This window comes from Jiella mangrovi, assembly GCF_017815135.1.
GTDB lineage: Bacteria > Pseudomonadota > Alphaproteobacteria > Rhizobiales > Rhizobiaceae > Jiella > Jiella mangrovi.
Genome location: NZ_JAGJCF010000022.1, coordinates 44980 through 66844 on the forward strand (window position 1 = coordinate 44980; position 21865 = coordinate 66844).

Below are 21865 nucleotides of genomic sequence, written 5' to 3' on the forward strand. Positions count from 1 at the left end.
CGGACATCAGGCAATGAGCTGCCGGATGAGCCGAGGCGTGAGTGTCGAATAGTCGGTGATCTCTACCGTCGCCCGCGCTCTTGCTTCGGCGTCCGGCGCATAGCCGAAGTCGACCAGGACAGAGGGAATTCTCGCGGCGAGCGCGGCGTCGATGTCGGCGGCTGAATCGCCGATCATGATCGCGCGCTCGCGCACACCGCCGGCGCGCTGGATCGTCGCCTCGATATGGGCCGGATGCGGCTTGCGGGCGGGCACGGTATCGGCGCCGCAGATCGCGGCGAAGCGGTGGGCGAGGCCGAGTGTCGCAAGGAGGAGGCGAGCCAGCTCCTCGCGCTTGTTGGTACAGACGGCGAGCCGGAAACCGTCACCGGCAAGAGCATCCATCGCCGCGACGACGTTGGGATAGGGCCGCGACTTGTCGGCGATATGCGCCTCGTAGTGAGACAGGAATCGCTCGAGCGCGCTCGCCATCTCAGGTTCCGTCAGGACGCGGCCACGACGCTCGTAGGCCGCAGTCAGCATGGCGCGGGCGCCGTGACCGGCATGGGGCCGCACGACGGCCAGAGCATCGGCCTCGAGCCCGGCGGCACCGAGACAGTGGTTGAGCGCGTCAGCCAGATCCGGCGCCGTGTCGACCAGCGTCCCGTCGAGGTCGAAGATGACGAGACCGGCATCGTTCAAGGTCATGATCGGCGTCCAATTCGTCGGTGAGGCAGCTCAAGAGTTCCGCTGCGCGAGCAGCCTGTAGGCGCAGGCTTGCGCATAAAGCCCGACGGGGCGTCCAGCGCAAGCCGGCCTCCGAGGTGAGACCGCCAGCCGTTCACGAGCCGGAGCAGGGCGCCGGGTCTATTCCGTCCTCCCGGCAGATCGTCGATCGAGTGAGCTGCGCGATCCCAATCCCCGTTCTTCGAGGCATCAGTCTCGCCGGGCCCCGCCAGCGTGCCTGCGGTCTTGTGTTCCGATCCTTTGCGAGGAGATGACCATGACATTCGAAACCTGGCTGCAGAGCCGGCTGACCGCGCACGGCTTTGCGTGCGGGCCGATCGATGGGGTGGTCGGTCCGATCACCCGCTCGGCCATTCGTGCCTTCGAGACAGCGAGGAACCTGACCGCCGACGGCATCGCCGACGAGGCGGTCGTTTCGGCCTTGCGGCAATCGGCGAGTAAGGTCGACCCGGAGACCGCAGAGGCCGTGAAGGACCGTCTGGTCTCGGAGGCCGAGATCCAGACGATCGACCTTGCCGATCTCAAGACTAACAGCTGGCCGCGCCAGTCGGGTGTGCCGGCCTATTACGGCGCGGTCGGCACGCGCCAGACCCGGGTCGAGATCCCGTTCGACATGGCACTCGCCTGGTCGAAGACGACGCGGATCAGGACGATGACCCTGCACGAAAGGGTCGCCGCCTCGGCTAGCCGGGTGCTCCAGACCGTGGCGGCGACCTATTCGGCGGAGGAACGCCAGGCGCTCGGCCTCGATCTCTTCGGCGGTTCCCTGAATGTCAGGCGCATGCGCGGCGGCTCGGCCTGGTCGATGCACTCCTGGGGCATCGCGATCGATTTCGACCCCGAGCGCAACCAGCTCAAATGGGGCGCGCCGAAAGCGCGCCTGTCCCATGCCGACGCGCTGCCGTTCTGGAAAGCCTTCGAAGCGGAAGGCTGGCTCTCGCTTGGCCGCGCCCGGAACTACGACTGGATGCATGTCCAGGCGGCGAGGCTCTGACGGCGGCCGAAACGGCTTCACACTCACCGACGACGACGCGAAGAGGATGTCCGATGAATTTTTCCAAAGTTGCCAAGGCCATCGCCGCGACTGTCGCGACCATCGGCGCGACCGGAACGACGGTGTTTGCCACAGTGCCCGAAGGCGTCGAGATGCCCTGGTATGCGTGGCTTGGCCTCGGCCTGTTCAACGCGCTGCTCGGCTTCGGGGTGGTTTACCTGTCGCCGAAAAACACCACAGACGCCGACGATCTGACGCAATGATCTTCGTCCATTTTCGCAAGAAGGCGCGAGCGAGGGTGTCGGAGTGGTTCTGCGCCGTGAACCTTGCGCTCTTCGGCCTGACGCTGCTTGCGCCCGGCGCGACATTCGAAGCCCCCGCCTATGCGGCTTTCGAGGCCGTGCTCGGCGAGGTCCTGACCGGCGCCCTGGCGCTCGGCCTCGGCGCCGTCTGGATGGGCGGGCTCATCGTCAACGGCTGCCGGCAAAATCTTACCTCTTCGGTCCGGGCGACATGCTGCTTTGCCGGCGTGATCGTCTACGGCCTCATCTCCGTGGCCTATGCGATCGGCGCGGCAAGGATTGGCGTGCTGATGCCGGCCGTCGCGGGTAATGCCGCCATCGCGGTTTTGGCGCTGTTCTGCCTCTACTGGATCGGCGAGGAAAAAGGCTGCCGCGACCATGTTTGATACGAATGCCCTGCCAGAGTGGGTGCTGTGGATCGGCGGAGGGGTCGGTGTCGCGGTCTCGACGATCGTTCTGAAACTGGGCCTGAAGAGCGGCGAAGCGGCCGGCGACCGGACCGAGCCTGTCCGCCTCGATGGAGCCCTTGTCGACAGCGTCTCGGTCAGGCAACTGGCAGGCTCCGTCGAGGGGCTCTCGCTGACCATGCGCGAACTCGACAAGAGGCTTGGCGAGCGGGCGCGGGAAACCGGCCACAACGCCGCACAGCACGCCGAAACACTTGGCGATCTGATGCACGACCTCAGCCGCGAGGTGCAGGAACTCAGGCTGGAACTGCGCCAGATCCGCGCCGAGCTGAGCCGGGGCTGATGCGCGCGCCGTGGCAAGTGTCGATGTCACGCGCTGCGGCTCGAATCCGCTTCAAAAACCGGCCATCTTTGCCTATGTCAGAGGCACATGCCCAGGCTGGGTGAAGGAGCGAGGTAACGACATGGCCTTTGAAAATCGCGGACAAGACTTCGAGTCGCGCTATGTGCACGATCAGGAGCTGCGGTTCCGCATCGAGGCGCGGCGCAACAAGCTGCTCGGGCTTTGGGCTGCGCAAAAGCTCGGCTATAGCGGCGACGACGCCAGCCGTTACGCGCAGGACCTGATCAATGTCGCGTTCCAGACGCCAGGCGACGACGGCATCTTCCAGAAGATCCGCGCGGATTTCGACGGTGCCAAGGTCGAACAATCGGATCACCAGATCCAGCGCCACATGAGCGAGTTTCTCGCCGAGGCGGAGACGCAGCTTCGCAACGACTGACCGGGCGAGCGGGAGCGATCCGTCCTCCCGCCACCTTCAGCCATGCGGCAGCCGGCTCATGAAGCGCCCGAAGGTCAAGAGGCCCTCGGGCCAGGGGCCATGTCCGCTGTCGGCATTGATATGGCCGATTTCCCCGGCATCGATGAACAGCGATCCCCAGGCTCCGGCGATGTCCTCTGCCGCCTCGAAGGACGAGAACATGTCGTTGCGGCTGGCAACGACGAGGCTCGGAAAGGGGAGCGGGTCGCGGGGATACGGCCCGAAGGTGCGAAGATGCTTCGGCCGGATCGCATCATTGGCGACGTCGGGCGGCGCGACGAAAAACCCGCCTGCGATCGGGCGCTCGCATTTGCCAAGCGCCTGAACGGCAGCGGCGACACCCAAGGAATGGGCAACGAGGACGACAGGGCGCTGGCAGCCGTTCACCGCATCGGCGACGGCGTTCGTCCAGTCCTCCACGACGGGTTTGGACCATTCCTTCTGACCGACGCGGCGCGCGGTGGAAAGCTTGCGCTCCCAGCGGCTTTGCCAGTGGTCGTCCGGGGATCCCTTGTAACCGGGAATGATGAGAATATCAGCTTCGGCAACTCGCATGCTTCGCACATGCGAAGTGACGGCGTCGAAGTCAACCTCATCCAGTGAGGCCATTTACCCGCGGGACGCTTGACGCGAGATTTTCCGTAGCGGAAATTGCTGGTGTCGCCATCGCGGACATGACCGGGCGAGTGCGGTGCCCTGCCCATCGTCCATAAACCATGATGACAGCCGGCGAGGCGGGACGTCGTCTCGCTCATGATATGGAAAGGCCGGATGGCAGACTGTATCTGTGTGTCTGCCTTTTCATCCAATCCGGTCGAATCATCACGGATGTCCCGTTCCATGGTCCCCTCGCCGACAATCATCCCGATCATCATGGCTGGTGGCGCTGGCTCGCGGCTCTGGCCGGTTTCCCGCGATTCGATGCCCAAGCAGTTCATCGAACTGCTCGACGGCGGCCTCTCGGCCTTTCAGGCGACGATCCGCCGCGTCGTGGGCAAGGGGTTCGGCAGGCCGATCGTCGTCACCAACAACGACTTCCGCTTCATCACCGCCGAGCAGTTGGCGGCGCTCGGCGTCGAGGCCGAGATCGTCCTCGAACCGGAGCGGCGCGACAGTGCGGCCGCTGTCGCCGTGGGCGCGCTGCTGGCGGAGCGACAGGCCATCGGTGGCGGCACCTGCCTGCTGCTCGCCTCAGACCACGTGATCGGCGACGAGGCGGGCTTCCTGAATGCCGTGCGCGAGGCGTCGAGCGTCGCGGCGACCGGGCGGATCATGACACTCGGCATCACCCCGGACCATCCTTCGACGGCCTACGGCTATATTCATCCCGGCTCCGAGGATCTCGGCCAGGGCGCCCGCTCGATCGAGCGCTTCGTCGAAAAGCCGGATCGCCAGACCGCCGAGCGCTACATTGCCGAAGGCTATGTCTGGAACTCGGGCAACTTCGCATTCGCCACCGAGGTGATGCTGCAGGAGCTCGAAACATACGCTCCGGGCGTTCTGGCCGCCGCCCGCGAGGCCGTCGACAAGGCGGTTCTCGATCTCGACTTCGTGCGCCTTGACGCTTTGTCTTTCGCGGCCTCGCCGACGATTTCGATCGACTATGCGGTTATGGAAAAGACCAAGCGCGGCGGGGTGCTGGCGGCGGAATTCGGCTGGTCGGACATCGGTTCCTGGGATTCGCTCCACGCCGTCAAGGACAAGGACGAGAACGGCAACCGGCTCGAAGGCGACGTGGTTGCGATCGACACCACCAACAGCTTCGTGCGCTCCGAAGAGGCGCTGACGACCGTCGTCGGGCTCGACGACGTCGTCGTCGTCACCACCCATGACGCGGTTCTGGTCTCCTCGATGCAGGCCGCCCCGAAGGTGAAGACGCTGGTGGCCGAGCTGAAGCGGGCCGGCCGTCGGGAGGCCGGCGAACACATGCGCATCCACCGGCCCTGGGGCTGGTATCAACGCATCGACATCGGCGACCGGTTTCAGGTCAAGCATATCTGCGTCAAGCCGGGCGGACGCCTCAGCCTGCAGCGCCACCATCACCGCGCCGAGCACTGGGTCGTCGTTCACGGCACGGCGGAAGTGACCATCGACGGGGCGGTGAAATTCTATCACGAGAACGAGGCGGCCTATCTGCCGATCGGATGCGTCCATCGTCTCCACAATCCCGGCAAGATCGATCTGAAGCTGATCGAGGTGCAGGTCGGCAGCTATACCGGCGAGGACGACATCGTGCGCATCGAGGATGTCTACGCCCGCAGCTAGGGCGTGGAGGACCGACACGCGACGCGGGTCAGAGGTCCGGAACGAAAGGGAGCCGATGTCGAGCCTGAAATTCGGCACAAGCGGATTGCGCGGTCTCGTCAGCGACCTTGCCGGCTGGCCGAGCTATGCCTACAGCCTGGCCTTCCTGCGTTATCTCGGTGTCGCCGAGATCGTCTGCGGTCGGCGCGCATTGCTGGTCGGCCGTGATCTGCGATCGAGCAGCCCCGAGATCGCGGGCCTCGTTCTGGCCGCGGCCGAGGCCGGAGGCTTCGAGCCGGTCGATTGCGGGGCGCTGCCGACGCCGGCGCTGGCGCTGGCGGCGCTGGAGCATCGGGCGCCGGCCATCATGGTCACCGGCAGCCACATCCCCGACGATCGCAATGGCCTGAAGTTCTATTTGCCGACGGGCGAGATCGGCAAGGCCGACGAGGCCGGCATCCTCGAAGCCTTCCTTGCCCTGCGGGAAGACGATCTCCTGGAATTCGAGGCGCTTGCCGAGTGGAAACGGCCGGCCGTAAGTTTCGATGCGACGACGCCCTATGTCGAACGCTACGCGGCTTTCTTCGGCCCGCACGCGCTCGAAGGGCTGACCGTCGGCATCTATCAGCACTCCTCGGTCGCACGCGACATCCTGGTCGATGTCCTCGCAAAGCTCGGTGCACGGACAATCACCTATGGCCGATCGGAATCCTTCATTCCGGTCGATACGGAAGCACATCGGCCGGAAGACATCGCCCTTTTGCGGGAATGGGCCGGGGAGGGGCGCTGCGATGCATTCGTCTCGACCGATGGCGACGCCGACCGGCCGCTCGTTGCGGATGCGGCGGGCCATGTCCTGCGCGGTGACGTGATCGGTCTGCTGACGGCCCGGCATCTCGGCCTGTCGACGATCGTGACGCCGGTCACCTCGAGCTCGGCGATCGAGCGCTCGGGCATCGCGTCCAGTGTCCGCCGCACGAAGGTCGGCAGTCCCTTCGTCATCGCCGGCATGGAGGAAGGCGGCCGGGCCGGCGAAGCCGGCATCGTCGGCTTCGAGGCGAATGGCGGTCTGCTGCTCGGCTCAGACATAGAGCTCTTCGGGCGGTGGCTTGCGGCCCTGCCGACGAGAGACAGCGTCCTGCCGATCCTTGCCGTGCTCGCCGAGATCGCCGCGACGCAAAAGACGCTCTCGGCGATCGTCGATGGGCTCGAGGCGGGCTTCACGGCCGCCCACCGACTCAAGGAAGTCGAGGCGACCGCGAGTGGCCCGTTCCTCGCCCGGCTGGCGGAGGACGAGGCGTATCGCCGGGCGTTTTTCCGACCGGTCGATGACGTTGAGGACGTCAACCGCGTCGACGGCGTTCGAACGACGCTGGCGAGTGGCGAAACCGTGCACTATCGCGCGTCCGGCAACGCGCCTGAGCTGCGCTGTTACGTGGAAGCGGCGAGCGAAGAGGCGGCGACGCGGCTTCTCGAATGGGGGCTCGGCGCGGCGCAAGCGGCGCTCGATCGTTCCTGATAGGGGCCCGAAGAACCACCGGGATCCGCATATGAGAAACCCCGCCGGGATGATCTGCCGACGGGGATCGAATTTCGGTGACCGGCAAGCCGCAGCTTGCCGCGCCAGAAAGACCGGACGGATCAGGCGGCCGAGCCCCGCAGATGCGCACGCAGCATCCAGGCGAACTTGTCATGGGCCTCGATGCGAGCCGTCGCCATATCGTTGGTCGCCCAATCGCCATGCTGATCGGCGACCTCGGCGAGAGCCGACAGCGTCGAGGACAGGGTTTCCTGGTCCTTGAGCAGGGTCTCGATCATGGTCTTCGCGTCGGTCTTGCCGTCATGCTCGGAGATCGCGCTGCGCGACAGGAAAACGCTGTAGCGGCCCTCGGCATGGGCATCCATCGCCTTGATACGCTCGGCGAGGAAATCCTGACCCTCGAAATGGTCCTCGTAGATCTTCTGGAACAGCTCGTGCAGCGGGCCGAAGGCCATGCCGGTGACGTTCCAGTGGAAGTTCTGCGCCTTCATCGTCTCGACCGAGGTCTCGGCCAGAGCCTGCGTCAGGCCCTCGACGATTTCTTCCTTGGCGGTGGGTTCCATTTTTGCGGCCACGAGGGTCATGGCGATCTCCTTCGATACTTTTCTCAAATTCGCAGAACGCCTTCCGACGCTCGGTTTTCCTGTTTCTAGAATAATTCTAAAAAGGATGGAAGCGGTCAGACATGATTTTGTCGATTTTTCCGAACGGGCCTCGCGCCCGAAACGCGCAAGTCACCGAAAAAAACCGGCCTTGTGTCGGGGTGTGGACGGGACGAATGGACAGTCAAAGGACGGGGCGGAGCGGCAATCTGGCCGAGCGGTGCGTGCCATCGAACTCCTCCGTCGGGTTCACAAGCGCGAGGAAACGGCCTCGGCCAGGAAGCGCAGCCAGTGGCGCCCGACGGGCGCGACGCGCCAGGCGATCAGTGCGGCGCCGGCCTTGCGTTCGCCGTCGCGCCAGGCCGAAAGCAGGCGAAGCAGCCAGATCTCGTCTTCCGAGGGATGCCTTGCGCCCGGCCGGTAGAAGGCGAGGTCGCGATTGGCATGTTCTTCGAGCGCCCGAAAGAAAATGGTCGCGAGATGTTCCACGGTGGGCGCGGCCTGTGCCGTGAGAACCAGGCAGGCGCGCTCGACATCGGGCCGCGGTGCGAGGCGGCTCTTGAGCGCGAACCAGCGCAGACGGTTCAGCCGATCACGATCTTCTTCGCCAAGCTGCGGGACACGCTGCGCCACGGTCGGGCACTGGAAGCTGCCTCCCGAGCGCAGGGGAAGAACCACTCCGCCGGTCTCAACCGGTTGTGCATAGGCGAATGCTGCGCTCATCATGCCGTCCGTCGATGGTCCGCTTCAGCAAGCCCCGAGGGACTGTCAGTCTGGACCCATTCTAAAACTTGACAATTCTCGTCAGTCTTTATAGCAGGCCGAGCCGAAGGGCAAAAGGGCAGATCGGCGCTTCGGCTGGCATTTCTGCCAGGTAGTAACCGCCGCCCGGGTCCGCGCTCAGCTCAGGCCATCACTCGATTGGGGAAGTTCGTGGCGAAACGATGGGCCAAGGCGCCGTCGCCATGCATCGGTGTCTGCAAATTCAGCGGCGAAGGCGGCGGCTGCATCGGCTGCTTCATGACCAAGCCGGAAAAGAAGCGCTTCAAGCGCCTTGAGAAGAAGTCGAAGAAGAAGGCCTTCTTCCGCATGCTCGTCGATCGTCTGACCGAACGCGGCAGACTGTCGCGCTGGGAGCGCGTCTATCGGCGCAAATGCGACAAAAAGGCCGTCCCCTGTCCGCTCGAAAAACTCTGACTTGTATCAGTCTGCGGTGCCCAACCTCTGATCGTCACGCATGAGTAGACGAGGCTTTGCCGGTTCTCGACGTTCGGTGTCTCGCCGCCGCGAAGCCTGATGCCAAATGCTGCGCCACCAGGCTTTGCCTGCATTTCCTGCCTTGGTGGCTTAACCAATCCTTCAACATTTGATTGCCGCGAGTGGGATGAAAAGCGACAGATAAGGAAATTTGGTCGATAATAGGCTTTGGGCAGGCCTGGTCGGAGGATGAAGACCTCCATGCATTTTCGGATATTCGATTGTTGGCGCTTCGTCGCAGCAATACTGATCATGACGTATCATTTCGTGTTCTGGGCGCCTTACGGTGTCGAGACGGGCGTTTCGATCTTGTATCGCCTGCTGCCCCTGCTCGACATGTTCTTCATGATCTCGGGCTTCTTCATCACCATCCGTTACCGCGATCGGGTCGGCGACCTTGCGAGCTATGGCCGCTTCATGCGCGCTCGCGCGGCTAGGCTTCTGCCCCTCCATTACGCGATCACCGCCTTCTTCGCCGTCGTCGCACTCGCCGCCTTTGTCGTCGATGCCCCGCATTACCCGTGGGCGCGTGACCTCGCAGCGCTGCCCTTTCACATTTCGCTCTTGCATGCTCACGGTTTCACCGACGGGCTTGCTCTCAACTATCCGTCCTGGTCGATCAGCGCCGAGTTCTTCTGCTACGCCTTGTTTCCGGTGGTCTGCCTGACGCTGCGCTTCGGCGGGCTGGGCGGGCTTCTTGCCGTGATCGCGATGTGGATCGGCTGTCTGGAGCTGGCATCGGCGCAGGGATGGTTTCCCTCCGGAAGCTGGACGACTGCCGATTCGATGGGCGCCTATCGTGCGCTGGCCGATTTCCTGATCGGCGCGGCAGTCGCCACCGTCGTCGCGCGACGGATCGTCGATGTTCGAAGTCACGTGCCGGGACTGATCGCCACCGGGCTCGTCCTCGCCGCGATGCTCGCCGGCTTCCACTACGCCCTCGTCATGCCGCTGATGGTGGCGGCGCTGACGCTGACGGCGCTGGCCGAGATCGCACGGCCCGAATCGACGCGCTCTCTGCAGCCGTTGATGCCGCTGACGCGCGTCGCTTTCAGCATCTATCTTCTCCATCCAGTGATGGAGTTCATCTTCCTGGAAGTGATCTGGTATCACTGGCTGCGGCAGACGGGTTTCGTCGACTTCTACCTCTACTGGATGTTGCCGATGATCGCGACGATCGCCGCCGCCGTCCTGTCCGGCAAATATCTGGAGCCGGCCTGCGCGAAGGTGCTTCTTCCCGCAAGGCCGGATCCATCAAGTCCCGCCGCTCGGCTGGCTGCGGTCTGACGATCTTTCCGCGGCCACGCGAGCCGGCTCTGTGCGCGAGTTGTCGATACGCGCCACTATTCCTCCTCTGCGGCCTATGGTATCGGCGGACATACGTTCCTAGATGAACGAAAAGTCATCGGCGCTGAGCCCGACGTGTCGCCCGACCATGCGGCGACCATCCGGGAGCTGCAGCTGGTTCGAAGGGGCGGGTGGCGCGATCGATCCTTGCGGGGTTTTGCCAATGTCCACGGTGATGACAGGTGTCCCGTGGCGTCCGGTGGTTTCGCGGGATCTGTCGGCGGGGCCGCCGCGAAAACGTTTTGAAGGTCTGAACTCCCGCTTTGGCCTGGCGCCGGCGGAGCGCATCCCCGCGAAGGCTGCGGATTTGGACTGAGAACTGATGGAAGCTTGAATGAAGGCCGATTACTACGAGATGCTCGGCGTAGCCCGTGACGTGGACGAGAAGGGGCTGAAAAGTGCGTTTCGCAAGCTCGCCATGCAATATCATCCCGATCGCAACCCCGGGGATGCCGAATCCGAGGTCAAGTTTAAGGAGCTCGGCGAGGCCTACGAGGTCCTGAAGGACCCTCAGAAGCGCGCGGCCTACGATCGCTTCGGCCACGCGGCCTTCCAGAACGGCGGCGCCGGCGCTGGCGGATTTAGAGGCGATTTTGCTTCGTCCATGGCCGACATCTTCGACGACATCTTCGGCGAGATGATGGGCGGCCGGGCAAGGGGCCGGCAGGGCGGCAGCGGCCGCGAGCGCGGGTCGGACCTGCGCTACAACATGGAAATCAGCCTCGAGGAGGCCTTTGCCGGCAAGACCGCCGACATCGGCGTGCCGACATCGATCCAGTGCGACGAATGCACCGGCTCCGGCGCAAGCCCGGGCTCCACCCCGAAGACCTGCCCGACCTGCGGTGGCGTCGGCCGGGTGAGGGCGGCCCAGGGCTTCTTTTCGGTCGAGCGGACATGCCCGGCCTGTCAGGGCCGTGGTCAGGTCATCACTGATCCATGCGGCAAATGCGGCGGCGAGGGCCGGCTTCCCGAAGAGCGGACGCTTTCGGTGAACATTCCCGCCGGCATCGAGGATGGCACACGCATCCGGCTCGCCGGCGAGGGAGAGTCGGGCCTGCGCGGCGGGCCAGCCGGCGATCTCTACATCTTCCTGTCGATCCGGCCGCACGAGTTCTTCCAGCGCGACGGCTCGGACCTGTTCTGCAAGGTGCCGGTGTCGATGACGACCGCCGCGCTCGGCGGCAACATCGACGTCCAGACCCTCGACGGCAACACCAGCCGGGTGAAGATCCCCGACGGCACGCAGAGCGGAAAGCAGTTCCGCCTGCGTGGCAAGGGCATGCCCGTGCTGCGCTCCCCGCAGACCGGTGATCTCTTCATCCAGGTTGCGATCGAGACGCCGCAAAATCTTTCACGGCGCCAGCGCGAGCTGCTCGAAGAGTTCGAGCAGATCTCGTCGAAGGAAAATTCCCCCCAGTCCAGTGGCTTCTTCGCCCGTATGAAGGAGTTCTTCGAAGGGTTGAGCGAGACGTAGGCCGCTCCATCTTCTTTACCGACCGTTTCGTATCGACGGCTGATATTCCGCCGATTCAGGCTTTCGTAACGCACCGGTTTTGGTTAGGCCGGTCAATATCTACGTCGACGGAGGAAGAAGCGTGCTGGAAACACCGCCGCGGCGATCTCGAATGGTCGCGCGATCGCGATCCGAGACGCGACCACGTGTCAAGGTCAGCGACGAGGCACGATTCTTTCGCGGCTGGCTGCAGAGTCCCCTGACTATGGGAGCGGTGTCGCCGTCGTCCCGCGCGCTCGGCCGGGCCATGGCGGCCTATGTTCCCGATCCGGCGTCCTTCCGACCCAATTCCAAGGTTCTGGAGCTCGGGCCTGGAACCGGCGTCGTGACGCAGATGCTGATCGCCCGAGGCGTTTCCGAAGCATCCTTGGTGCTTGTCGAGTTTTCGCCGGAATTCTGCAAGCTTCTCGAAAAGCGCTTTCCCGAGGCCCGGGTCATCCGGGGCGATGCCTATGCGATCGGGACGATGTTTTCCGAATGGATCGGCGATGACCCGCTCGAGGCCGTCGTATCGAGCCTGCCGCTGTTCACCCGCCCCGACGAGATGCGCGAAGAGGTGATCGGCCGTTCGATCGCCCGGATGAAGCCGGGGGCGCCGTTCGTCCAGTTTTCCTATGCGTTGACTCAGCCGGTGAAGGCGAAGCGGATCGGCGCGACGCTGGAGCTCAGCCCGTGGATCAAGCGGAATCTGCCACCGGCGCGCGTGCTGGTCTATCGATCCGAGGCGGCGGGCATACAAGCGTCTAAGATGGGCCTTTCCACTCCCGCCCCGTAGAAAGACACCCGTAGTAAGAGTCGAGGCTAGTGACGAGATGAGCCGATCGAAAACCGAAAGTGGGGCGGGCGACTGGCTGCCGTTTCTGGCGACCTGGGTTCGCAGCCCGGTGAAGATGGGGGCGGTCGCGCCCTCGAGCCGCTCCTACTGCCGAATGATGGTTCGCCACGCGACGACCGCCATCGACGGGCCGATCCTGGAACTGGGGCCCGGCCTCGGCGTCGTCACCCGCACGCTTCTCGAACAGGGCGTCGCCCCCGAGCGCATCACCTCGATCGAATACGACCAGGACTTCGCCAGAAAGCTGCAGCGCCGGTTTCCAAAGGTCAACGTCATCAACGGCGACGGGATCGATCTCGAAAAGACGCTCGGACCAGCCGAAGACAGCCCGAAATATGCGGCCATCCTGTTTGCGATCCCCATCGTCAACATGTCCCAGGCCAAGCGTCAGGCGCTGTTTACCCGGTATTTCGAGCGGCTCCTGCCGGGGGGCAACCTGACCCAGCTCTCCTACATGGTGACCCCTCCCGTGCGCCCCGTGCCGGGTGTCTTCTCCGTCTCGTCCTCGCGAAGGGTCTGGACCAACATTCCACCGGCAAAGGTCTGGATCTACGATCAGGACACTGCCGGCAGCGGGGCCAGAACTGCTTGAGCACCAATGTCCTGATCATGCCGGGCTCGCTCCGGCTCGGCTCCTACAATCGCATGCTCGCCTCGGAAATCATGCGGCTGATCGCCGTGTCGGATGCCGTCGTCAGCCGCGTCGATCTTTCCGACTATCCGCTGCCGATCTATGACGGCGACTTCGAGACGGAAGCCGGCGTCCCCGAGAATGCCAAGCTCCTGGCCCAGCGCATCGCTGCGCAGGACGCTCTCTTGATCGTCTCGCCGGAATACAACGCCTCGATCCCGCCGCTCCTCAAGAACACCATCGACTGGGTCAGCCGGGTGCGCAAGGTCGACGATCGGCCGGTCCAGCCCTTCAAGGGACTGGTCGTCGGTCTCGCCGCAGCCTCGCCCGGCCGTTTCGGCGGGCTGAGAGGGCTGGAGGCGGTTCGCATCGTCATGCGGGCCCTTGGCGCCGACGTCATCACCCAGCAGTGCCTCGTATCCAACGCCGCCACCGGTTTCGACGAAAGCGGGCGGCTGACGGATGATGCCTCCCGCTCCAACCTCGAATCGCTGTGCGACAAGCTGCTCGACACGGCCCGCAGCCTGAGCCGGCACGGCTGAGGCTGGCTAGGCGACAACGACCCTTGGACGAGGGGCATTCTGAAGCTTCGTCCATGTCGGGAACCGTCAGCCGCGAACGGACTTCAATTTATCGATGCGATGGCGCTCGCCCTGGCTGGTCGCGATCGAATGCGAATGGAGGCCACCGTCATGCCCACCGAAATCCGTCCAAGCGAGCCTGCGACCACCGAAGCCAAGCAGCGCGCCGCCGTGAAGGCGGTCCAGCGTTACCTGCACGACCACTGGAAATACTACACCTTCCAGGGCGCGCTGATGATCGTCGTCGGATTTCTGGCCTTGCTCGTGCCCTTTGCCGCGACGCTGGCAACGACGCTGTTCTTCGGCTGGCTGTTGATCCTCGGCGGTGTCGTCGGGGTTGTCGCGGCCGTCCGCTCCAAAGAGGCGCCGGGGTTCTTGTCGAACCTCCTTCTTGCCATCCTTAGCGTCGTCCTCGGCGGGGTCATCATCTACGATCCGATCGCCGGGACGGTGACGCTGACCTGGATTCTGGCGGCGTTCTTCGTCCTGTCCGGCCTGTTCAACTTCTCGATCGCGCGAGCGGTCAAGCTGTCGACGACCCGCTTCTGGCTGGTCGTCGTCTCGGGCGTCGTCGATATCGCGCTCGCGGTCTTTCTGATTCTCGGCCTGCCGGGCACAGCCGTCTGGGCGGTCGGCGTGTTCCTCGGCATTTCCTTCATCTCGTCGGGCTTCGGCCTGCTCTTCACCGCCCTCGACGCCCGCAACAACCCGCCGGCCTCGCGGCTGTGAAGCGCGAGGCTCTCAGGCCTCAGACGTGCTGCCCGCCATTGATATGGAGTTCGGAGCCGTTGACGTAGCTCGACTGGTTCGAGCACAGGAAATAGATGACGTCGGCGACCTCGGCGGTCTGGCCGAGCCGGCGCAGCGGGATGTCCTCGATCATGTTCTCGGTTCCCGGCGACAGGATCGCGGTCTCGATCTCGCCCGGTGCGATGGCGTTGACACGGATGCCGGCCGGGCCGAAATCGTGGGCCATCTCGCGGGTCAGCGAGTTCAGCGCCGCCTTCGAGGTCGCGTAGGCGGTGCCGGCGAAGGGATGGACGCGGCCGCCGGCGATCGAGGTCACGTTGACGATCGAGCCCTTGGCGTTGGCCAATTCCTTGAACAGCCCGCGCGCCAGCATGATCGGCGCGAAGAAATTCACCTGGAAGACGTCGCGCCACATATGCATCGGCGTCTGGATCGAATCGAGCCGCGAGCCGCCCTGGGCCTTGGGCGAAATCGCCGCATTGTTGACGAGCGCATGCAGTTTCGAGCCGTTCGCCTCCAGCCGGCGGCGGATTTCGGACGTCGCGTAGCCGACATCCTCCTGGTCCGACAGATCGACACGGATGTGGTCTTCCGGGCCGGCGGGCCAGGGGCAGTTTTCGGCGAAATCCTGGCGCGAACAGGTGATCACCCGCCAGCCTTCGCGCGAAAAGCGCTTGACGGTCGCGTGGCCGATGCCCCGGGATGCCCCGGTGAGAACGAGTGTCTTGCGTTCGTCGCGATCGCTCATTTGGCGCTTCTCCTGAGCCGGCGGGAGGCCGGCCGGCTTGAATCATGTGTCTGCCTTGGTTTGTCCATAGCCGATGCGCAGGCGGTTGGCACCAGCCCATCTTGCCTGATTTCAAGGCGCGGCTGGGCGAAACAAATTTCGCCGGCGATCGAAACTGAGACTATAGGGCGGTTGGGCTGGCCGGTCCGTCGCGCCCCAGATGTCACCGAGGAGTGGAATATGGTTCAAATTCGGGTCGCTGCCATGGCCGTGGCGGCAAGCGTGATGATCGCCGGTGCCGCACGGGCCGATCAGGCCCCCGATCCCGCCTGGCAGACCGTCCTCGACGAGGCGAAGGGCGAGACGGTCTATTTCGACGCCTGGGGCGGCTCGCAGAACATCAACGACTATATCGACTGGGTCGGCGACGAAGTGTCGAAGCGGTTCGGCGTCACGCTGAAGCACGTCAAGCTCGACGATACGGCGGCGGCCGTCTCGACCGTCGTCGCCGAAAAAGCCGCCGGCAAGAACGACGGCGGCTCGATCGACCTCATCTGGATCAACGGCGAGAACTTCGCCGCGATGCAGGAACAGGGTCTCCTTGCGAAAGGCTTTGCGACCGATCTTGCCAACTGGAGATATGTCGACACGAAAAACCCCAGCGTGACGGTGGATTTCACTTTGCCGACAAAGGGCCAGGAATCGCCCTGGGGCGGGGCGAAGCTCGTGTTCTTTTCCGACACCGCGCGCTCGGGCCCCGTCGACGCCATGCCCAAATCGGCCGACGAACTGCTCGCCTGGGCGAAGGCCCATCCCGGCCGCTTTTCCTATCCGGCCCCGCCGGACTTCATCGGCTCCAGCTTCCTCAAGCAGGTCCTGATCGAAAAGGTCGCCGATCCCGCCGTCCTGCAGAAACCGGTCGATGAGGCCAGTTTCGAGACGGTGACGAAGCCGCTCTGGGACTGGCTCGACGCGATCCAGCCCGTCCTCTGGCGCTCCGGCCGCGACCATCCGCAGAACTATCCGGCGATGAAGCAGCTCCTCGCCGACGGCGAGCTCGACATCATCTTCGCCTTCAATCCGGCCGAGGCCTCCTCTGGGATCGCGGCGGGCGAATTGCCGGATACGGTGCGCTCCTTCGTCTTTTCCACGGGCACGCTCGGCAACACCCATTTTGTCGCGATCCCTTACAATTCCTCGGCCAAGGCCGCGGCGAAGGTCGTCGCCAACTTCCTCATCTCGCCCGAGGCGCAGCTTAGGAAGGAGGATCCCCGCTACTGGGGCGATCCGACCGTCCTCGCCATGGACACGCTGCCGCAAGAAGATCGCGACGCCTTCGCCGAGATCGACCGGGGCATCGCCACCTTGCCGCCGTCGAAGCTCGGCCCGGTTCTCGCCGAACCGCATCCCAGCTGGATGAACCGCATCGAGGAGGAATGGAAGAAGCGCTATGGCGGTTGAGGGCTATGAGGAAATTCACGTCGCTTTCGTCGTGAGAGTGGCTTGAACCGCTGTGGTATCCGCCAGCGCAGCCGGTCTGGTCGCGCGGCGTCGGACAGGGTGAGCCGGTGATCGCCGCAAACGGATGCCGTCATGAGCGCTGACGTGTCATCGCGCTCCTCCCGGGCGGCGGTCGCTTTCGCGGTGCCTCTTTTCCTCGCCCTGCCGGTCGGTGTCGGGCTGATCGGCGTCGTCCTGCCGGCCTTCGGCTATCTGCCGGCGCTTGGCGGCGACGCGTTTTCGCTCAAGCCGTTTCGGCATCTTTTCGCCCAGCCGGGTCTTGCCGCCTCCGCCCTGTTGTCTCATGCCAGCGGCCTTGTCACCACCGCCATATCGACCCTTGGCGTCGCGCTGTTCCTGGCGGCCTTTCACGGCACTGCGGTCGAGCGCATCGCCCGGCGGGCCCTGGCGCCGCTGCTCGCCGTGCCCCATGCGGCGGCAGCGTTCGGTCTGGCGTTTCTAATCGCGCCTTCGGGGCTGATCTTCCGTCTTCTCGCCGCTCCGTTCGACCTCGACCGTCCGCCGGATCTCCTGATCATCGGCGATCCGTTCGGCCTTGCGATGATGGCCGGGCTGATCGCGAAGGAGATGCCGTTCCTCCTGCTCGTCGCCTTCGCTGCCTTGCCGCAAGCGGATCCGCGGCGGCGCATGCAGCTTGCCGCCTCGCTCGGCTACGGCCGGATGGCGGGCTTTCTCCACACCGTCTGGCCCGGCGTCTATCGCCAGATCCGGCTGCCGGTGCTGGCGGTCGCGGCCTATGCTTCTGGCGTCGTCGACGTCGCTCTGATCCTCGGCCCGTCGCTGCCGGCCCCGCTTGCCGTGCGTCTCGTCTCCTGGATGAACGATCCCGACCTGTCGCTGCGCTTCATGGCATCGGCCGGCGCCTTGCTGCAGCTCGCCATCACCGGTCTGGTGCTGCTCTTGTGGTTCGTCGGCGAGCGCCTCGTCGGCAGGATCCGGCGAAGCGTCGGGGCAGGGGGCTGGCGCCTGTCCGGCGACGGCGCCCTGCGCGCGGCGTCCTGCATTCCCGTTGCGCTTTCCGGGGGCGCGATCTTCTTCGGCCTCTTCTGGCTGCTTCTCTGGTCGGTCGCCGGCTTCTGGGCCTTTCCCGCCATCCTGCCGCCGAGCGTCAGTCTTCAGACCTGGGGCCGCGCACTGGAAAGTGCCGGCGGACCTCTCGCCACGACGTTCCTCGTCGCCATCCTCTCGGCGAGCGCCGCCCTCGTCCTCGTCGTCGTTCTTCTCGAAGCCCGCCGCCGGCAGTTCCGCGCGTCGGCGGCAAGGGCGGTGCGGCTTTCGTCGGTGATGGCAGGGCTCATCTACTTGCCGCTGATCGTGCCGCAGATCGCCTTCATCTTCGGCCTGCAGGTGACGATCCTCGCCCTCGGCCTGACGCCGTCGCTGCTTCTCCTTTCGGCGGTTCATCTCGTCTTCGTCGCGCCCTATGTCGCGCTGGCGCTGGCCGATCCGTGGTTTGCGGTCGATCCGCGCTACGATCAGGTTGCGGCGAGCCTCGGCCACGGCTCGCTGAAGACCTTGTTCCGCATTCGCCTGCCGATCCTGACCCATGCCGTGCTGACGGCTCTCGCCATCGGCTTTGCCACTTCCGTCGGCCAGTATCTGCCGACGGTTCTGATCGGCGCCGGCCGGTTGCCGACGATCACCACCGAGGCGGTCGCCCTGGCATCGGGCGGCAATCGCCGGGTCATCGGCGCCTATGCGCTCTTGCAGACGCTGTTGCCCTTTCTCGCCTTCACGCTCTCGGGAACCCTGCCGCGCTTGCTCTCTGGCCGGCGATTGGCCATGAAACGCCGATGAATCTTCACCAGAGCGCAAGAACACCGGCGAGCGGGGCCGCATCTGACGCCGAAGGCGGACTCATCCTCCGTGATGTCGAGATCAGCCTCGACGGCCGCTCGCTGCTCGCCCTCGATCGCCGGGTTCTGCCCGGCGAGACGCTGACCGTCATGGGACCGTCCGGCTCGGGCAAGTCGACGCTGTTTGCTTTCGTTGCGGGGTTTCTCGATCCGGCCTTCACCGCAAGGGGGAAGGTGCTGCTTGGCGGCCGCGATGTCTCAGGCCTGACGCCGCAAGAGAGGCGGATCGGCCTGTTGTTTCAGGACGCGCTGCTGTTTCCGCATATGTCGGTGGGGGAGAACCTGCTCTTTGCCCTGCCGGCCGCGCTGAAGGGCCGGCGCGCGCGGGGCGAGGCGGCAGAGCGCATGCTTGCCGAGGTCGGCCTTGCCGGCATGTTCTTGCGCGATCCGGCAACGCTGTCCGGCGGCCAGGCGGCCCGTGTCGCTCTTGCCCGCACGCTTCTGGCCGAGCCGCAGGCACTGCTTCTCGACGAGCCGTTCTCGCGGCTCGATCAGGAGCTGCGGGAAACGACGCGTGACCTCGTCTTCGCGCGCATCGCCGAGCGAAAGATCCCGGCTATCCTCGTCACCCACGACCCGGCCGATGCGGCCGCTGCCGGCGGCGACGTCGTCGTCATCGGCGCGGCGGGCAGGGGCGACGAGCACGCACGGCAACCGGGCGCCGAGCGCGCCGAAACGCCGCTCCGTGCCAGGGCTTTGAGATGAACGGCATTCCAGAAACCGACCTGCCGGCGGGCGCGCTCGGCCTGCCGGTCGTCGAAGTCCTGCCAGAGCTTTCGGCCGCGCTCGCCGGCCATGGCAGCGCCGTTCTCGTCGCCCCGCCCGGTGCCGGCAAGACGACGCTCGTGCCGATCCACCTTCTGCAATCGGGGATCGGCGGCAAAATCATCCTCATCGAGCCGCGCCGCCTCGCCGCCCGCGCCGCCGCCCGCCGCATGACTTCGCTTCTCGGCGAGGCGGTCGGCGAGACGGTGGGCTGGCGCATGCGGCTCGACACGAAAGTCTCGAAGCAAACGCGGATCGAGGTGATCACCGAGGGCGTCTTCACGCGCATGATCCTCGACGATCCGGAGCTTGCCGGCGTCGGCGCGGTCATCTTCGACGAGTTTCACGAGCGCTCCCTCGACGGCGATTTCGGCCTGGCGCTGGCGATCGACGTCGCCTCGGCGCTGCGCGACGATCTGAAGCTCCTGGTCATGTCGGCGACCCTCGACGGCGCCCGCATCGCCGCGCTGCTCGGCAATGCGCCGGTCGTCGAAAGCCGGGGACGGGCGTTTGATGTCAAAATCCTCAACCGCGACCGGCCGGGCACGGTCCCGATCGAAGAGGCGGTTGTCGCGGCCGTCCGCGCAGCTCTTGGAGACGAGGCCGGCAGCATCCTCGTCTTCCTGCCGGGGCAGCGGGAAATTCGCCGGGTCGCCGAGCGCCTTTCGCCGGTCCTGCCTGCGGGCACGCTGCTGGCGCCGCTTTATGGCGCCCTCGATAGCGCCGAACAGGATCGCGCCGTGCGCCCGGCGCCGGCCGGCATCCGCAAGATCGTGCTCGCCACCGATATCGCCGAGACATCGCTCACCATCGAGGGTGTGCGGGTGGTCATCGATTCCGGCCTGAAGCGGCGGCCGGCCTTCGAGCCGGAAACGGGGCTGACGCGGCTCGAAACGGTGCGGGTCTCGAAGGCCTCCGCCGACCAGCGTGCGGGACGCGCCGGGCGCACCGAGCCGGGGACGGCGATCCGCCTTTGGCGCGCCGAGCAGACCGCCGCCCTCGAGGCCTTCGACCAGCCGGAGATCCTGGCGAGCGACCTGTCCGGCCTGCTCCTCGACTGCGCGGCCTGGGGTGTGAGCGATCCGGCCACGCTGGCGCTGCTCGATCCGCCACCGCCGGCGGCAGTCAGCGAGGCGGCAAAGCTCCTGACGCAGCTCGGCGCACTCGATGAGAGCGGCCTGTTGACCGAGGCCGGGAAGGCGATGCGAAACCTGCCGCTGCCGCCCCGGCTGGCCCATATGGTGGCGGCATCGGACGCCGAGGATACGGGGACGGCCGCCGAAATCGCCATTCTCCTCACCGAGCGCGGACTGGGCGGCAACGACGTCGATCTCGCAGATCGGCTGCGCCGCTTTCGAAGCGGTCGTGATCCTCGTTCAAAGGAGGCAAGCGGGCTGGCGAGGCGGATCGCCTCGACGAGCCGGGAAGCCACGCGGGGGCAATCCCTCGGCGTGGCGGACTGGGCGACACAAGGCGACGTCGGCGCGATCCTTGCGCTTGGCTACCCCGATCGCGTCGCAATCCGGCAGGGGGCACCGGGAAGCTACACGCTCGCCAATGGCCGCGGCGGGCGGCTCGATCTTGCCAATGCCCTTGCGAGGGAAAAGGTGATCGTCATCGCCGAAATGCAGGGCACGGCGGCGACCGGACACGTGGTTGCAGCCGCAGGCCTCGAAAAATCCGCCTTCGAGCGGATCGTCGCCGCGCGGGCCGAAGACGAGGAGGTCGTCGCCTTTGTCGCCGAGGCGCAGGCGGTCAGAGCCTTTCGCGTCTCGCGGCTTGGCAGGGCGGTGATCGAAAGGGTGCCGCAGCCTTTGCCGAAGGACGAACGGGTCACGGCGGCGCTTGCCGAGGGCATCAGGCAGATGGGATTTGCCTCGCTCGATCTCGGCAAGGACGGCGCACGGCTGCTCGCCCGCCTGCGCTTTCTCGCGGGTGCCTATGGTCCGCCATGGCCGGACCTTGCGGATGACACTTTGACGGCGACGATCGAGGGCTGGCTGCTGGCCTATTGCCCGGGCGCCTCGAGCCTCAACGACATCACGCCCGGCCGGATCGTCGCCGCTTTGGAAGGGCTCGTGCCGCCGGCCTTTCAGGGGCGGCTCGAAGCGCTCGCTCCCGGCCATTTCGACGCGCCGTCCGGCTCGCGCCTGCCGATCCGCTACGAGGCAGACCAGCCTGTGCTGGCGGTCCGGGTGCAGGAGCTGTTCGGTCTGTCGCAGCATCCGGCGATCGCCGACGGGCGTCTGCCTCTGACTTTGGAGCTGCTTTCGCCGGCTCACCGGCCGATCCAGATCACGCGGGATCTGCCCGGTTTCTGGCACGGCTCGTGGCGTGACGTGAGGGCCGATCTTCGCGGCCGTTATCCCAAACACGAATGGCCGGAAGATCCGGCAAATGCAAAAGCAACGGCGCGGGCCAAGCCGCGCCGTTGAACCGTTGTGTG

Annotated in this window: 23 protein-coding genes; 18 read left to right on the plus strand and 5 right to left on the minus strand. The window is 65.5% G+C overall.

Annotated elements, in window-relative coordinates:
* Nucleotides 1-6: 6 nt before the first annotated feature.
* Nucleotides 7-687, minus strand: coding sequence for an HAD-IA family hydrolase (locus J6595_RS20350; protein WP_209597174.1), 681 nt, complete (start codon nt 685-687; stop codon nt 7-9).
* A gap of 295 nt (nt 688-982) precedes the next feature.
* On the opposite strand from J6595_RS20350, the gene J6595_RS20355 reads away from it, so the two are divergent.
* The 5 genes from J6595_RS20355 (at nt 983) to J6595_RS20375 (ending at nt 3211) form a co-directional block, all read left to right on the plus strand.
* Complete coding sequence (locus tag J6595_RS20355; protein WP_245198926.1) at nt 983-1720, plus strand: peptidoglycan-binding protein; 738 nt, start codon at nt 983-985, stop codon at nt 1718-1720.
* A 53-nt stretch (nt 1721-1773) separates the two neighbouring features.
* Nucleotides 1774-1983 (plus strand): hypothetical protein, encoded by a 210-nt coding sequence (locus tag J6595_RS20360; RefSeq protein WP_209597178.1) that lies wholly within the window; start codon nt 1774-1776, stop codon nt 1981-1983.
* Nucleotides 1980-2408 (plus strand): hypothetical protein, encoded by a 429-nt coding sequence (locus J6595_RS20365; RefSeq protein WP_209597180.1) that lies wholly within the window; start codon nt 1980-1982, stop codon nt 2406-2408. Before J6595_RS20360 ends, J6595_RS20365 begins: the two co-directional genes overlap by 4 nt.
* Complete coding sequence (locus J6595_RS20370; protein WP_209597182.1) at nt 2401-2772, plus strand: hypothetical protein; 372 nt, start codon at nt 2401-2403, stop codon at nt 2770-2772. The genes J6595_RS20365 and J6595_RS20370 overlap by 8 nt, the downstream gene beginning before the upstream one ends.
* Before the next feature lie 121 nt (nt 2773-2893).
* Nucleotides 2894-3211 carry a DUF1476 domain-containing protein gene (locus J6595_RS20375; protein WP_209597184.1) on the plus strand — a complete coding sequence of 106 codons (318 nt, stop codon included), beginning with the start codon at nt 2894-2896 and terminating at the stop codon, nt 3209-3211.
* A gap of 36 nt (nt 3212-3247) precedes the next feature.
* Here J6595_RS20375 and J6595_RS20380 read toward each other — a convergent pair whose 3' ends face one another.
* Complete coding sequence (locus J6595_RS20380; RefSeq protein ID WP_209597186.1) at nt 3248-3805, minus strand: RBBP9/YdeN family alpha/beta hydrolase; 558 nt, start codon at nt 3803-3805, stop codon at nt 3248-3250.
* A 273-nt stretch (nt 3806-4078) separates the two neighbouring features.
* Here J6595_RS20380 and J6595_RS20385 point away from each other — a divergent pair, with 273 nt between their 5' ends.
* On the plus strand, nt 4079-5515 hold the full coding sequence (locus tag J6595_RS20385) for a mannose-1-phosphate guanylyltransferase/mannose-6-phosphate isomerase (RefSeq protein ID WP_245198928.1): 1437 nt from the start codon (nt 4079-4081) through the stop codon (nt 5513-5515).
* A gap of 55 nt (nt 5516-5570) precedes the next feature.
* On the plus strand, nt 5571-7013 hold the full coding sequence (locus J6595_RS20390; protein ID WP_209597188.1) for a phosphomannomutase: 1443 nt from the start codon (nt 5571-5573) through the stop codon (nt 7011-7013).
* Nucleotides 7014-7135: 122 nt separating this feature from the next.
* Here J6595_RS20390 and J6595_RS20395 read toward each other — a convergent pair whose 3' ends face one another.
* Both J6595_RS20395 and J6595_RS20400 read right to left on the minus strand, forming a co-directional pair.
* Nucleotides 7136-7618, minus strand: a complete 483-nt coding sequence (locus J6595_RS20395; protein WP_209597190.1) for a Dps family protein — start codon at nt 7616-7618, stop codon at nt 7136-7138.
* A 267-nt stretch (nt 7619-7885) separates the two neighbouring features.
* Nucleotides 7886-8359: a hypothetical protein gene (locus tag J6595_RS20400; protein ID WP_209597192.1), complete on the minus strand. Its 474-nt coding sequence runs from the start codon at nt 8357-8359 to the stop codon at nt 7886-7888.
* Nucleotides 8360-8569: 210 nt separating this feature from the next.
* Here J6595_RS20400 and J6595_RS22790 point away from each other — a divergent pair, with 210 nt between their 5' ends.
* The 7 genes from J6595_RS22790 to J6595_RS20435 all read left to right on the plus strand — a co-directional run bounded on the left by J6595_RS22790 (nt 8570) and on the right by J6595_RS20435 (nt 14529).
* On the plus strand, nt 8570-8833 hold the full coding sequence (locus J6595_RS22790) for a DUF1289 domain-containing protein (RefSeq protein ID WP_209597194.1): 264 nt from the start codon (nt 8570-8572) through the stop codon (nt 8831-8833).
* A gap of 261 nt (nt 8834-9094) precedes the next feature.
* Nucleotides 9095-10180 (plus strand): acyltransferase family protein, encoded by a 1086-nt coding sequence (locus tag J6595_RS20410; protein WP_280891548.1) that lies wholly within the window; start codon nt 9095-9097, stop codon nt 10178-10180.
* A gap of 394 nt (nt 10181-10574) precedes the next feature.
* Nucleotides 10575-11714 (plus strand): molecular chaperone DnaJ, encoded by a 1140-nt coding sequence (gene dnaJ, locus J6595_RS20415; protein ID WP_209597196.1) that lies wholly within the window; start codon nt 10575-10577, stop codon nt 11712-11714.
* A gap of 244 nt (nt 11715-11958) precedes the next feature.
* On the plus strand, nt 11959-12528 hold the full coding sequence (locus tag J6595_RS20420; protein WP_245198932.1) for a class I SAM-dependent methyltransferase: 570 nt from the start codon (nt 11959-11961) through the stop codon (nt 12526-12528).
* A 37-nt stretch (nt 12529-12565) separates the two neighbouring features.
* Nucleotides 12566-13180 carry a class I SAM-dependent methyltransferase gene (locus tag J6595_RS20425; protein WP_209597200.1) on the plus strand — a complete coding sequence of 205 codons (615 nt, stop codon included), beginning with the start codon at nt 12566-12568 and terminating at the stop codon, nt 13178-13180.
* The gene (locus J6595_RS20430) at nt 13177-13761 is read left to right on the plus strand and encodes an NADPH-dependent FMN reductase (RefSeq protein ID WP_209597202.1); all 585 of its coding nucleotides are present in this window, start codon (nt 13177-13179) and stop codon (nt 13759-13761) included. The genes J6595_RS20425 and J6595_RS20430 overlap by 4 nt, the downstream gene beginning before the upstream one ends.
* Before the next feature lie 150 nt (nt 13762-13911).
* Nucleotides 13912-14529, plus strand: coding sequence for an HdeD family acid-resistance protein (locus tag J6595_RS20435; RefSeq protein ID WP_209597204.1), 618 nt, complete (start codon nt 13912-13914; stop codon nt 14527-14529).
* 19 nt (nt 14530-14548) lie between these two features.
* Here J6595_RS20435 and J6595_RS20440 read toward each other — a convergent pair whose 3' ends face one another.
* Nucleotides 14549-15298 (minus strand): SDR family NAD(P)-dependent oxidoreductase, encoded by a 750-nt coding sequence (locus tag J6595_RS20440; protein WP_209597206.1) that lies wholly within the window; start codon nt 15296-15298, stop codon nt 14549-14551.
* Between the two features lie 219 nt (nt 15299-15517).
* On the opposite strand from J6595_RS20440, the gene J6595_RS20445 reads away from it, so the two are divergent.
* From J6595_RS20445 to hrpB, 4 genes are all read left to right on the plus strand, one after another.
* Complete coding sequence (locus J6595_RS20445) at nt 15518-16738, plus strand: ABC transporter substrate-binding protein (RefSeq protein ID WP_209597208.1); 1221 nt, start codon at nt 15518-15520, stop codon at nt 16736-16738.
* 132 nt (nt 16739-16870) lie between these two features.
* Entirely contained in the window at nt 16871-18595 is a 1725-nt protein-coding gene (locus tag J6595_RS20450) for an ABC transporter permease (RefSeq protein WP_245198934.1), read from the plus strand.
* Nucleotides 18592-19359: an ATP-binding cassette domain-containing protein gene (locus tag J6595_RS20455; protein ID WP_209597210.1), complete on the plus strand. Its 768-nt coding sequence runs from the start codon at nt 18592-18594 to the stop codon at nt 19357-19359. Before J6595_RS20450 ends, J6595_RS20455 begins: the two co-directional genes overlap by 4 nt.
* Nucleotides 19356-21854: an ATP-dependent helicase HrpB gene (gene hrpB, locus J6595_RS20460; RefSeq protein ID WP_209597212.1), complete on the plus strand. Its 2499-nt coding sequence runs from the start codon at nt 19356-19358 to the stop codon at nt 21852-21854. Before J6595_RS20455 ends, hrpB begins: the two co-directional genes overlap by 4 nt.
* The last annotated feature ends 11 nt before the right edge of the window (nt 21855-21865 follow it).